Source organism: Algirhabdus cladophorae (assembly GCF_044772865.1).
Classification (GTDB): domain Bacteria; phylum Pseudomonadota; class Alphaproteobacteria; order Rhodobacterales; family Rhodobacteraceae; genus Algirhabdus; species Algirhabdus cladophorae.
The window spans coordinates 769,827-781,969 of the sequence record NZ_CP173029.1 but is presented as its reverse complement, the minus strand read 5'-3'; the positions used below and the strand labels follow the sequence as shown (position 1 = coordinate 781,969).

At 54.6% G+C, this 12,143-nt stretch carries 13 protein-coding genes; 9 read left to right on the top strand and 4 right to left on the bottom strand.

What is annotated here, in order from left to right; translation table 11 throughout:
- Positions 1 to 176: 176 nt before the first annotated feature.
- Both ACIRQ6_RS03755 and ACIRQ6_RS03750 read left to right on the top strand, forming a co-directional pair.
- Positions 177 to 590 (top strand): YybH family protein, encoded by a 414-nt coding sequence (locus ACIRQ6_RS03755; protein WP_420862802.1) that lies wholly within the window; start codon positions 177 to 179, stop codon positions 588 to 590.
- A 249-nt stretch (positions 591 to 839) separates the two neighbouring features.
- Positions 840 to 1,520, top strand: coding sequence for a VPLPA-CTERM sorting domain-containing protein (locus ACIRQ6_RS03750; protein WP_420862801.1), 681 nt, complete (start codon positions 840 to 842; stop codon positions 1,518 to 1,520).
- 360 nt (positions 1,521 to 1,880) lie between these two features.
- Here the strand turns inward: ACIRQ6_RS03750 and groL are convergent, their stop codons facing one another.
- Together groL and ACIRQ6_RS03740 are read right to left on the bottom strand one after the other, a co-directional pair.
- The gene (gene groL / locus ACIRQ6_RS03745; protein ID WP_420862800.1) at positions 1,881 to 3,524 is read right to left on the bottom strand and encodes a chaperonin GroEL; all 1,644 of its coding nucleotides are present in this window, start codon (positions 3,522 to 3,524) and stop codon (positions 1,881 to 1,883) included.
- Between the two features lie 56 nt (positions 3,525 to 3,580).
- Positions 3,581 to 3,868 carry a co-chaperone GroES gene (locus ACIRQ6_RS03740; RefSeq protein ID WP_420862799.1) on the bottom strand — a complete coding sequence of 96 codons (288 nt, stop codon included), beginning with the start codon at positions 3,866 to 3,868 and terminating at the stop codon, positions 3,581 to 3,583.
- Between the two features lie 245 nt (positions 3,869 to 4,113).
- On the opposite strand from ACIRQ6_RS03740, the gene ACIRQ6_RS03735 reads away from it, so the two are divergent.
- The 7 genes from ACIRQ6_RS03735 (at position 4,114) to ACIRQ6_RS03705 (ending at position 10,665) form a co-directional block, all read left to right on the top strand.
- The gene (locus ACIRQ6_RS03735; protein WP_420862798.1) at positions 4,114 to 5,646 is read left to right on the top strand and encodes a sensor domain-containing diguanylate cyclase; all 1,533 of its coding nucleotides are present in this window, start codon (positions 4,114 to 4,116) and stop codon (positions 5,644 to 5,646) included.
- A 102-nt stretch (positions 5,647 to 5,748) separates the two neighbouring features.
- On the top strand, positions 5,749 to 6,666 hold the full coding sequence (locus ACIRQ6_RS03730) for a manganese-dependent inorganic pyrophosphatase (protein WP_420862797.1): 918 nt from the start codon (positions 5,749 to 5,751) through the stop codon (positions 6,664 to 6,666).
- Positions 6,667 to 6,760: 94 nt separating this feature from the next.
- The gene (locus ACIRQ6_RS03725) at positions 6,761 to 7,633 is read left to right on the top strand and encodes a TIGR01459 family HAD-type hydrolase (protein ID WP_420862796.1); all 873 of its coding nucleotides are present in this window, start codon (positions 6,761 to 6,763) and stop codon (positions 7,631 to 7,633) included.
- A gap of 92 nt (positions 7,634 to 7,725) precedes the next feature.
- Positions 7,726 to 8,169 carry a MaoC family dehydratase gene (locus tag ACIRQ6_RS03720; protein ID WP_420862795.1) on the top strand — a complete coding sequence of 148 codons (444 nt, stop codon included), beginning with the start codon at positions 7,726 to 7,728 and terminating at the stop codon, positions 8,167 to 8,169.
- A gap of 38 nt (positions 8,170 to 8,207) precedes the next feature.
- A complete protein-coding gene (locus tag ACIRQ6_RS03715) occupies positions 8,208 to 9,143 on the top strand; it encodes a bifunctional riboflavin kinase/FAD synthetase (RefSeq protein WP_420862794.1) in 936 nt (311 codons plus the stop codon).
- Entirely contained in the window at positions 9,136 to 9,612 is a 477-nt protein-coding gene (locus ACIRQ6_RS03710; RefSeq protein ID WP_420862793.1) for a YcgN family cysteine cluster protein, read from the top strand. Before ACIRQ6_RS03715 ends, ACIRQ6_RS03710 begins: the two co-directional genes overlap by 8 nt.
- Positions 9,613 to 10,665, top strand: coding sequence for a threonine aldolase family protein (locus ACIRQ6_RS03705; RefSeq protein WP_420862792.1), 1,053 nt, complete (start codon positions 9,613 to 9,615; stop codon positions 10,663 to 10,665).
- On the opposite strand, the gene ACIRQ6_RS03700 is transcribed toward ACIRQ6_RS03705, so the two are convergent.
- Both ACIRQ6_RS03700 and ACIRQ6_RS03695 read right to left on the bottom strand, forming a co-directional pair.
- On the bottom strand, positions 10,646 to 11,449 hold the full coding sequence (locus ACIRQ6_RS03700) for an alpha/beta fold hydrolase (protein ID WP_420862791.1): 804 nt from the start codon (positions 11,447 to 11,449) through the stop codon (positions 10,646 to 10,648). The two genes, ACIRQ6_RS03705 and ACIRQ6_RS03700, sit on opposite strands and share 20 nt — an antisense overlap.
- Complete coding sequence (locus ACIRQ6_RS03695) at positions 11,450 to 12,049, bottom strand: 2-hydroxychromene-2-carboxylate isomerase (protein WP_420862790.1); 600 nt, start codon at positions 12,047 to 12,049, stop codon at positions 11,450 to 11,452.
- Positions 12,050 to 12,143: the final 94 nt, after the last annotated feature.

Here is a 12,143-nt window from a genome sequence, read left to right as displayed (position 1 = left end):
GATATCTGTGGCGAATAGAGACTTGGGTGTCAATGATAACCAAAAAGACGACACATTCAGCTATGCGGCCAAACTGCGTTTTCCCCCAAGTTGAGCCATGGACCGCTGACCTTTGATCAATGCCACGCTATAGTTGGGGACATAGACTGTTAGGATTAAACGAAAAAGGAATTGGGATGCGTACGCGCGATCAAGCCCGTCAAGAAGCACTGGACTTTATAAATAGCTACAACGCGTGCTTTTACAAAAGAGATTTAGATGCACTGAAGGCCCTGTATTCACCTCAAAACTTCACCAAGTTTTGGGACAATCACCCCGGATGTGACTCGCCAGACCTTGAGGACCATTTCGGCAAAGTTTCCACGTTTTTCAAGACTGGAAAGCAAAGCGAGTCCGGTACGATAGAGCCTTTAATCGTTGAGGATCTACACGCGCTCGCTGTTGGCAATACCCTACTTGTGACGGCGATTTTGCGATACCAAAGCGCGCCAGTACCCGGTGTTCGAAGCACTTTTGCGCTCTTGAAAGAGAATGGCGCATGGAAAGCCGCACACATCCACCATTCTTTCGATCCCAACGAGGCGGGCTAAAGGCCGTCGCCGCCTCGAACCCATCACGCAGCGCCACGGGACGATTGCCTCCGCCAGATTTGTTTGGCCCGAAGGCCAAACCAAATCTTACATCATGCCGCCCATGTCGGAAATTTTGACATGCCGCCGCAGGTAGCACAGCTGGTTTTCGCTAGGTCACTCTGGGCGAATCTGCTGGTTTTTACCACAGCTAATTTTTAGAATAACTTTGGGGACTTCCTGGCTTTTTCAAAAACAATTCGCGGCGCATTGGCTGCACTGTCCATTGGTTTCACCGCCACGGCCGCCAACGCAGCCACTGTCACGCTAGATTTTGGCTTCACTGTTAATGATAGTTCATATTATGCGAACAGTGGGCCTGCAAATGGGACCAAGGGGACCTTGCGTGTCACTTTGGATGACACAATTGTGCCTGTCGCCTTTTTTGGGGGTGCCAAAAAGCAGTATACTAATGCAATCACATCGGAGGTTTTTTCGATTGACGGGCTTGGCAGTCAGTCTTTGAATGTGAATTCCAGCCAATTCGAGGCCATCACCGAGGATACTAACTTTGGCCTGACTGCGGGTTTTAACGCGATTGTTGCGAACGCGCCAACCTCTGATCCGCGCGAGCAAATAGATTTCAATTTATTGTACAACAGTGGCACAGCACCAAACCCAATGGATCTGGCCGCGTTGCTGGCATTGGCAAACTCGGGCGACCTTTCAGATCTTTTTATTCTAGGGGTCGCCTACCGCTTTCAGGCCCCAACGGGCGCACCTTCCTCGCAACAACCATCGCGCTTTGGCACGTGCCTTGGCATTAGCTGCGCAGTAAGCGGTCAGGTGACCTCTTTGTCCGTGCTCGCCCCGGTGCCCCTGCCCGCAGGTGGTTTGTTGCTGCTAACCGGTCTTGGCGGTTTGATCGTCGCACGGCGGCGGATGGCGTAACTGTTGGCCTGCGGGATTCGTGGGCCAAGCTGAACCGCACATTCAGATCAAAGCGAATCGCGCCCAAGCTTTGGCGTGTGACTGACGTTTGACCAGCGTCAGACAGTCCGCCGCGGAAACCGCACCGAGGACCAAACAAGTTTGCTTGCGGGCTGTTCGCCGCTGAATGCGGGTGCAGCGTGCTGCGGTAGGCGTAATGCAGGTCTGGGCTTTGTGCGGACGCTAGCAAAAAAGGGCCCGCGCGAGGCAGGCCCTTTGGGGTGGGAGTGGCTCCCAGATTTTCGGGGGTGTGGCTCTCGGCGATTTTGCAATCGCCTGTCACCACCAGATTTGTTTGGCCCCGAAGGGCCAAACGAAATCTTACATCATGCCGCCCATGCCGCCCATGTCGGGCATGCCGCCGCCGGCGCCGCCGCCGTCTTTGGATGGCTTGTCTGCAACCATTGCTTCGGTTGTGATCAGCAAGGACGCAACAGAGGCCGCATCCTGAAGCGCTGTGCGCACAACTTTGGCAGGGTCGATCACGCCGAACTTGAACATGTCGCCATATTCTTCTGTCTGGGCGTTAAAGCCGAAGGACACGTCGTCGCTTTCGCGGATTTTGCCAGCAACAACTGCGCCGTCAACGCCTGCGTTTTCAGCGATCTGACGCATTGGAGCCTCAATCGCCTTACGCACGATCGAGATGCCTACGTCCTGATCGTTGTTCGCACCCGACAGACCGTCGAGTGTTTTGGCAGCTTGCACCAGTGCAACACCACCACCCACAACGATACCTTCTTGAACAGCAGCGCGTGTCGCGTTCAGGGCGTCGTCGACGCGGTCTTTACGCTCTTTCACTTCGACTTCGGACATGCCGCCCACGCGGATCACAGCAACACCGCCTGCCAGTTTGGCAACACGTTCTTGCAGTTTTTCACGGTCGTAGTCGGATGTTGTTTCTTCGATCTGCTGACGGATTTGGTTGACCCGTGCTTCGATTTCGGCCTTTTCACCGGTGCCATCAACGATTGTTGTTTCGTCTTTGGTGATGGTGATTTTCTTGGCTGTGCCCAGCATGTCCATTGTGACAGACTCAAGCTTCATGCCCAGATCTTCGGAGATCACTTGACCGCCTGTCAGGATCGCGATGTCTTGCAACATGGCTTTGCGGCGATCGCCGAAACCAGGTGCCTTAACAGCTGCGATTTTCAGACCGCCGCGCAGTTTGTTCACAACGAGTGTCGCCAAGGCTTCGCCTTCAACGTCTTCTGCGATGATCAACAGTGGCTTGCCGGACTGGATCACAGTCTCGAGCAATGGAACCATTGGCTGAAGCGAGGACAGTTTTTTCTCGTGCAGCAAGATCAGGCAGTCCTCAAGGTCTGCAACCATCTTGTCTGGGTTTGTCACGAAATATGGCGACAGGTAACCGCGGTCGAACTGCATGCCTTCAACAACGTCTGTTTCTGTTTCCAGACCTTTGTTTTCTTCAACAGTGATCACGCCTTCGTTGCCAACTTTTTGCATTGCATCAGCGATTTGACCGCCGATTTCAGCTTCGCCGTTGGCAGAAATTGTGCCAACTTGGGCAACTTCTGCGCTGTCGTTGACAGGGCGGGATGCGGATTTGATGGCTTCAACAACTTGGCTTGTAGCCATGTCGATGCCGCGCTTGAGATCCATCGGGTTCATGCCAGCCGCAACCGACTTCATGCCTTCTTTGACGATGGCTTGGGCAAGAACTGTAGCAGTTGTTGTACCGTCACCCGCTTCGTCATTGGTGCGGGACGCAACTTCTTTGACCATCTGCGCGCCCATGTTTTCGAACTTGTCTTCCAGTTCGATCTCTTTGGCTACGGATACACCATCTTTGGTTATGCGCGGTGCGCCAAAAGATTTGTCCAGAACAACGTTCCGGCCTTTTGGACCCAAGGTCACTTTTACAGCGTTTGCCAGTGTGTTGACACCGCGCAGCATTGCATCGCGCGCATCCGTGTCGAATTTGACGTCTTTAGCAGCCATTGTGCTTTATCCTCGTCTTAAGATTACAGTTTGGTACGAAAGATTGGTGTGGCGGCTTAGGCCAGCAGACCCAAAATGTCGCTTTCTTTCATGATCAACAGCTCTTCGCCGTCAACAGTGACTTCTGTGCCGGACCATTTGCCGAACAGAATGCGGTCGCCCGCTTTAACAGCCATTGCGATCAATTCGCCGCTGTCTTTGCGTGCGCCTTCGCCTACAGCGATCACTTCGCCTTCGGCTGGCTTTTCTTTTGCGCTATCGGGGATAATCAACCCACCAGCGGTTTTCTCTTCGCCTTCAGTGCGGCGGACCAATACGCGGTCATGTAGCGGTGTGAATGCCATCTTTGTAGCTCCTCGCTCAAAGTTTCTCCCATTTAGCACTCACCTCGCGCGAGTGCTAACAGAGGGCTATTTAGGCAGCGCCCAGAACAGAGTCAACTGCCCGACAGCGGAAAAAATGCAGCCTCAGAGTAATTAAAACTCGACATAGAATTTTGCGGACTTTCCCTTACGGATCATGTTGTTTCGCGGAATATTAACGGCTTTGCCTCAGATGTAGGCGGGTCCAATTTAACGGAATAACAATCTTGCCTTCAAAGCTGTCATCAGCCCATGCAACGTTTGCCAGCCTTGCGGCTGAATACTCAAGCGATGCCCTTTTGGTCACAGACCATGAAGACCGCGTGTTATGGTTGAACGCGGGCTTTGAACGCATGACTGGATTTACCCTTGATGATCTTGTGGGCCGCCGCCCCGACGAGGTTCTTAAAGGCCCAGACACCAACGCAGACGAATTCGCCAAAATCAAAGAGGCGCTGAGGCTGCGGCGTCCTGTCGATATCGAAGTTATATATTACCGCAAAGACGGCAAAGAATTTTGGATGGAATCTCGGATCGTGCCCATCTTTGATGCGGACGGAAAACACACGCATTACATGTCCTCTTCACGTGACATTAGTGCCCGCAAAGAGTTGGAACGCATCACAGAAAACGCCCTTGAGCGCGAGCAAGAACGCCAAAAGGAACGCAAACAACTGAGCGAAACCAGCGAATGGCTGTATTCGGCGCGCTCAATTGAGGAACTGCTCCAAGTCGTAGAACAATCCCTCAAGACGATGATCCCCGAGGCGGGTGGCCAGCTGTTTCTCTATTCAAATTCGCGCAATATTCTCGACCTTGCCGCCCAATGGGGCGAAACATCGGACACCAAACAATTGGAAGCAACCGATTGTTGGGCCTTGCGTCGCGGTCGGGCCTATTCTTTCGGCGCTCAGGACATTGAGTTTAAGTGCGATCACGTAGAGCACGATCATGGTAATGCGCCCTACTTCTGCCTTCCAATTACGGCGCATGGCCAAACCATTGGCTTGCTGCATCTAAACTTTTGGGACCAACCCAACCTCAAGGGCGCTGATGCCTCCTCTGAATATCACGCCTTTTTTAAGCGGCGCTGGGACATCGCATTGCTGTGCGCCGAACAGATCAGTCTGGCCGTTGCAAATGTGCGCCTACGCCAAGAACTTGAGGATCAATCGGTACGCGACCCGCTGACGAACCTTTGGAACAGACGCTGGTTACTGGAGGCCGCCCACAAAGAACTATCGCGCTACCGGTCTGAGGGCGTGCCGTTAAGCATCGTCTCAATCGACGTGGACCACTTTAAGAAATTCAATGATCATCACGGTCACGACGCCGGCGATTTGGTGTTACGAGCGATCGGTAGCAAAATGCGCGAAATGTTCACTGGCAGTCTCTCGCCCTGCCGTATCGGCGGCGAGGAATTCATCGTTCTGGCCGCCAACACTACTCTTGAAGCCGCCCAAGAACTAACCGAAGACTTTCGCCGGGCCATGGCCCATTTGACCGTGCGCTATGCGGGGGCTGCTTTGCCCGCGATCACTGTCTCGGCCGGGGTCACAACAATGACGGATGGCCAACAACAAGTGATCGACCTGCTCAAAATCGCTGACCGCGCGCTCTATCAGGCCAAACAAATGGGCCGAAACAAAGTCTGCACCCACGACGATCTGGACCCGGAAAGCCTGCCCAATCCGCTGGCCCAAAAACGCACGACGACCCGGGCATCGATGTCGCAATTTTCCAAGCCGCTGCGCAACTAGGCCCTATCACACAGTCAGGACAAGATGGCGCAGTTTGCTTGCGTGACAACATGCATCACCCCTCCTATAAGCAGGCAAAATGACAGTATTTGGAAAACCGCAATGACCACAATGATCTTTGGCCACAAAGCCCCCGACACCGACAGCGCAGGCAGCGCTCTGATTTGGGAATGGTTTGTGAACCACACTGGCGGGGACGCCAAAGCAGCCCTGTTGGGCACGCCCAATACAGAGGCGGCGTTTGTCATGGATCGCTGGGGATTTGACGCGCCGCAGATCATTGACGACGTGGCCGACGATCAACCTTGCATTATTGTGGACACGAACAACCCAGCCGAATTGCCCGCCAACATCAATGGCGCAGATGTGGTCGCAATCATTGACCATCACAAACTGGTTGGTGGTCTGGAAACCAAAGGTCCGATTGATATCACAGTCCGGCCACTGGCTTGCACGGCCACAATCATGCACGACTTGATGGGCCCCCATGCAGCCCATATGCCCGACGCCATTAAGGGCTTGGTTCTGTCTTGTATCCTGTCTGATACGCTTGAGTTCCGCTCGCCAACCAGCACAGATGTGGACAAGGCACTGGCTGAAACTTTAGCAGCCGATCTGGGCCTCAGCATCCCTGACTACGCCGCCGAAATGTTCGCCGCGAAATCCGACGTCAGCGCGTTTTCCGACGCAGAATTGTTGCGCATGGACAGCAAAGAATATGCCGTAGACGGCACCAAATTCCGTGTATCGGTTCTGGAAACCACCGCGCCTGCCATCGTTTTGGATCGCAAAGCGAGCTTGCTGTCGTCAATGACGGAGGTGGCAACAGAAGACGGCGTTGATCATGTGTTGCTGTTCGTGGTCGACATTTTGAACGAGGAGGCCACGCTTTTGGTCCAGAATGACACGGTCAAATCTGTCGCAGAAAAATCCTTTGACGCAAGTGTGAGCGGCGACAGCGTCGTTTTGCCCGGTATTATGAGCCGCAAAAAACAAATCATTCCCAATCTAAAGGTCTGATCCAAGACAAGGGTGACAGCCCTTTCTTTTGGACTGCGAACCTGATGTAAGGTGGGCTGAATACGGCCCACCTTTTTCAATTTCAGGACCCCCTATGACCCAGATTGTCACCCACCTGTCAGAAGTCTCGCAAAACTACGACGCGCTTTTCGTGGATCTTTGGGGGTGCTTGCACAATGGGCTGACCCCATTTCCTGAGGCTGTGCGCGCCTTGCAAAACTATCGCCAAAGCGGCGGCAAGGTTGTGCTGGTCACCAACGCCCCCCGCCACCGTGCCAGCGTTGCGGCGCAGTTGGACAAAATCGGGGTGCCGAAGGACTGCTGGGACAGCATTGCAACTTCGGGCGATAGTGCACGCGCGGCCATGTTCACCGGTGCTGTGGGCGAGAAAGTCTATTTTATTGGACAACCCCATGACCAAAACTTCTTTGACCCGCTGGACCTGATCGCGGACCCTGTGTCGATCACTCAGGTCCCCTTGGACCAAGCCGAGGGCATCGTGTGCTGCGGTCCGTTTGATCCCATGGCGGATCCCGATGTGAACCGCGCTGATTTCCTCTTTGCCAAACAAAACGGGCTGAAACTGCTTTGCGCGAACCCCGATATTGTGGTGGACCGTGGCGAAACGCGGGAATGGTGTGCAGGGGCCTTGGCACAACTCTATACGCAGATGGGCGGCGAAAGCCTCTATTTCGGCAAACCTCACCCACCGATCTATGATTTGGCCCGCAGGCGGCTGGCCGCACTGGGTGTTTCAGTCGAAAACCAGTATATTCTGGCCATTGGCGACGGCATTTTGACCGACATCGCAGGCGCCGTGGGCGAAGACATCGATTCCCTATTCATCTCGGGCGGGCTGGCCGCAACCGAGACCAAAACGTCGCACCAACCGGACCCAGAGGCGCTAAGCCGCTACCTTGAAACAGAAAAATGGGATCCGACCTATACGATTGGCTTTCTAAGATAGCGCAAATACCCCTTGCCTTTGCTGCAGTTGCAAAGTAATAAAGTTGCGTATACGGCGGTAATGTCGTGCATTTATTACCAAGGGAATGTGATATGTTGGACAATCAACCACGCGGCACAATCTGTATCGAAGACATTGAAATCGGTATGTCCCGTTCCCTGCAAAAGATCATCACAGATCGCGATATCGAAATGTTCGCAGAGGTCAGCACGGACCATAACCCGGTGCATTTAGACGATGATTACGCCAACGACACGATCTTTGAGGGGCGCATTGCCCACGGCATGCTCACCGCCGGTCTGATCAGCGCTGTAATTGGCGAGCAATTGCCGGGCCATGGCACTGTTTACTTGGGTCAAAGCCTCAAGTTTTTGGCCCCCGTGCGCCCGGGCGACATGGTCCGCGCCGAGGTCACAGTGACAGACATGGACATCGCCAAGCGCAAGGTCACGATGGACACCCATTGCGAAATCGATGGCAAAAAAGTCCTCAAAGGCGAAGCCGTCGTTCTTGCCCCCAGCCGCAAGTTCGACTGATCTTGAACCCTGCGTAATTCCCCGCTACCCAAGCGGCTATGCGGATTATTCGAGACCCCCTTTTTATTGATCCAACGGATCGCGGCGCTGCCGCGGCTATTGGCAATTTCGATGGCGTTCACTTGGGCCATCAGGCTGTTATCGACATCACCCGCGCGCAGGCCGTTGCCTCAAACGTGCCTCTGGGCATCATGACGTTCGAGCCGCATCCGCGCAGCTATTTTGCGCCAAACGCCCCGGCCTTTCGGCTGATGAATGCAGAAGCCAAGGCCAACAGGCTGGAAAAACTGGGTGTTCAAAAGCTCTATGAGATCCCGTTCAACCCCGCTTTGGCTGCCTTAACCGCCCAAGAGTTTGCCCGCGATATCATTGCTGACGCTTTGGGATTGACCCATGTGGTCGTGGGGCAGGACTTTTGTTTTGGTAAAGATCGCGGTGGATCAGCGCAGGATCTAAAGGACTTTGGCGAAACCTACGGGTTTGGTGTGACCATCGCCCAAATGGTCGCCACACCCAAAGGCGAAGTATCCAGCACAAATATTCGCCGCGCCCTGAGCGAAGGTCAACCGGACCTCGCCGCTGACATGCTGGGCCACTACCACCGGTTGGAAGGCGAAGTGATCCGTGGCGATCAACGCGGGCGCGATCTAGGATATCCGACGGCCAACATGGCGACCCACGGGCTACATATGCCCAAATTTGGCGTGTATGCTGTAAAAATCGATGTCTTGGGTGGGCCCCATCAAGGCAACTATCACGGGGCAGCCAGCATCGGCGTGCGCCCGATGTTTGGGGAAAACACCCCCAATTGCGAGACGTTCATTTTTGATTTCAAAGGCGACCTGTATGGCGCACAAATCTCTGTCGCTTTGGTGGCGTTCCTACGGCCTGAGCTGAACTTTGACAGCATCGATACACTGATCACGCAGATGGACGCCGATTGTGCCACCGCCCGCGAGATCCTCAATGACTGATCCCATCGATCGCTCTGGCTTGCGCAAAAACTTTTGGGAAAAAGTGCCCCTGACCAAAATGACCCCAAAGGAATGGGAGGCGCTGTGTGATGGATGCGGGAAATGCTGCCTGAACAAGCTTGAAGACGACGAAACCGGGGAGGTCGCTTTAACCCGTGTCGCATGTCGCCTTTTGGACGATCAAAGTTGCAAATGTGGGCAATATGAAATCCGTAAGCAATTTGTGCCGGAGTGCATTGTGATGACCCCCGCCAACATCGCCGACCATGCCTATTGGATGCCGCAAACCTGTGCCTATCGGTTATTGTTTGAGGGTAACCCATTGCCCAGCTGGCATCCGTTGCTCACAGGTACGGATCAAACGGTGCATGATGCTGGCGTTTCCGTGCAAGGCATCACTGTGCCCGAGTTTGAGATCCCAGAAGAAGACTGGGAAGACTACATCATCGAAGAACCCTTGGGGGATTGAATGTTTTTTGCCTCTGACAACACCTCGCCGGCCCATCCAAAAGTGATGCAGGCCCTTGCAGATGCCAATGAAGGCTACGCAATGCCCTATGGCAATGATCCAATCATGGATCGCGTGCGCCAAAAGATCCGCGATCTGTTCGAGGCACCCGAGGCGGCCGTGTATCTGTGTGCAACAGGGACCAGTGCCAATTCCATTGCCTTGGCCTGTTTGTGCCAGCCGTGGCAGACCGTGTTTGCCCACCGCAATTCTCATGTGGAAGAAGACGAATGCGGCGCGCCTGAATTTTTCACGGGCGGGGCCAAGATCACCTTGGTGGCAGGTGACCATGCCAAGATGGATCCAAAAGCCTTGCGCGAGGCCCTGACGTTTACGGGCCGCGCTGGGGTTCACAATGTACAACGCGGTGCGCTGACACTGACCAATACAACTGAAAATGGCACAGTGTATTCCGTTTCGGACGTCGCTGAACTGGCCGCGATTGCAAAGTCGTTTGATCTGCCTGTGCACATGGACGGCGCGCGCTTTGCAAATGCAATCGCTGCCACCAATGCCTCCCCCGCCGAGATGACGTGGAAAGCTGGGGTCGATGTGCTGACCTTTGGCGGCACCAAAAACGGTCTTTTGGGGGTTGAGGCAGTGGTTTTGTTCAATCCAGACAAAGCTTGGGAATTTGAGCTACGGCGCAAACGCGGCGGGCATTTATTTTCTAAACACCGGTATTTGTCGGCCCAGATGGAGGCCTATGTGACCGACGGTCTTTGGATGCAATTGGCCCGGCAGGCCAATGATGCAGCTGCACGTTTGTCTGCGGGGATCCTCGACATCGAAGGAGCCTCTTTGATGCATCCAACCCAAGGCAACACGGTGTTTGCCAGCTGGCCTCGCGGGGGGCACAAACGCGCCCATGATGCAGGGGCTGCCTATTATTTTTGGCCAATGGATCAGGATCTAGAGGGTCCAGAGGACGAACTGCTGTCTGCGCGTTTGGTCTGTTCGTGGTGCACGACCTCTCAGGACGTTGATCAGTTCCTCAGCCTACTGCGCGGATAATCTCTGCCACGGCTTGCGGGTGGGTCATAGGGGCCATGTGCCCTGCCCCGTCGATAATGTGGCGAGTTGCACGGGGCAGCCGCCGTTCTAATCCTGACTGGATCGCTGCGATAACGGGCGGTGATTTTGCACCTTCGATCAACGTCACAGGCACATCCAACCGTTCCAGCGCGCCGGATCCCAAGACATCATGCACGTCTTGTTCAATCGCCGGCGCACCTGCCGGGATCAAATGAATGCGGTCGGTAATATAGCTTTGCGCCTTGGCGGGCAGTTTCTCCCATGGGCGCCCCCCGCCCCACAAGTCTGTAAACACTTGTGCCGCAGTCACCCGATCATCGCGATCAATCGCCGCCACAAAGGGTTCAAAATCTTCCACATGCCCCTGATAGCTGGGATCATCATCCGCATGCGCCACGGCAAAAAACACCGGTTCGATCAAGGTCAGGGCGTTGATCAGATCGGGGCGCAGCAACGCCATACGCAGCGCAACAGTAGCCCCAAAGGAATGACCTATGACATGGGTCGGGCCGTCGCAAAAGGTCAGGCCAATCTGCGCAGTAACATCCTGATAATCCCGGCCATCGCCGCCATTCCAAGGATCCGCAGCCCCATGGCCCGGCATATCAAACGCAGTAGAGGAATAGGTGTTCGCCAGCCCTGCCAAGGTGCCCTCCCAAACCCCAAGGCGGGCTAGCGAACAATGGATCCAAAGCGCCTTGCGGCTGCCTGATCCAGCATCTGTCCACGCAGTTCGAAAACCAGCGCGTAAACCAGATGGCATCTAGATGCGGCCCTCTAGATGGGCCTGCAAATCGTCCAAACGATCATGGCCCCAAAAGCGCTGATCGCTGTCCGTAATGTAAAATGGGGCCCCGAATGCTCCGGCGGCCACTGCGTCTTCGAGGTTTTTGGCAAAAACCTCTGCACCGACCAATAATCCCGTGGACGTCAGGTCATCACTAAATCCAGCCGCTGTCAAACATTCCTTGATCACTTTTTCATCGGCAATGTCTTTTTCTTGGGCCCAACAGGCCGCCATCAGGCTATGCGCCAGCTTTCCCACATCCCCGGTACCCGCATTTTGGGCGGCAATTATCGCGTAGCAGGCAGGGGCCGCGTTTGTCGGCCAATGGGCAGGCTTTAGCGTGATTGGCAAACCGCTGAGTTTTCCACGGCGTTCAAGTTCCTGCATCCGGTAGACTTGCCGGTTTGGGTGACGATCTTTGGGTGGCGTGCCGCCCGTGGCCGCAAACAGCGCCATGATATCAATAGGCTTGTAGGTGATCGTGGCCCCATGGGCCGCCGCCATATCTTCGAGCCGCGAGCCCGCCAGATAGGTGAACGGTGAAAGAGGGGTAAAGTAGTAGTCGATATGGGCCATTTTTGCCTCCACGGTCCTATGAAATCTTTGCTGATTGGTAACCGCATGGTAGGGGATGTCAACGTTACGAATCTGTCATGAACAGAGCGCTGCC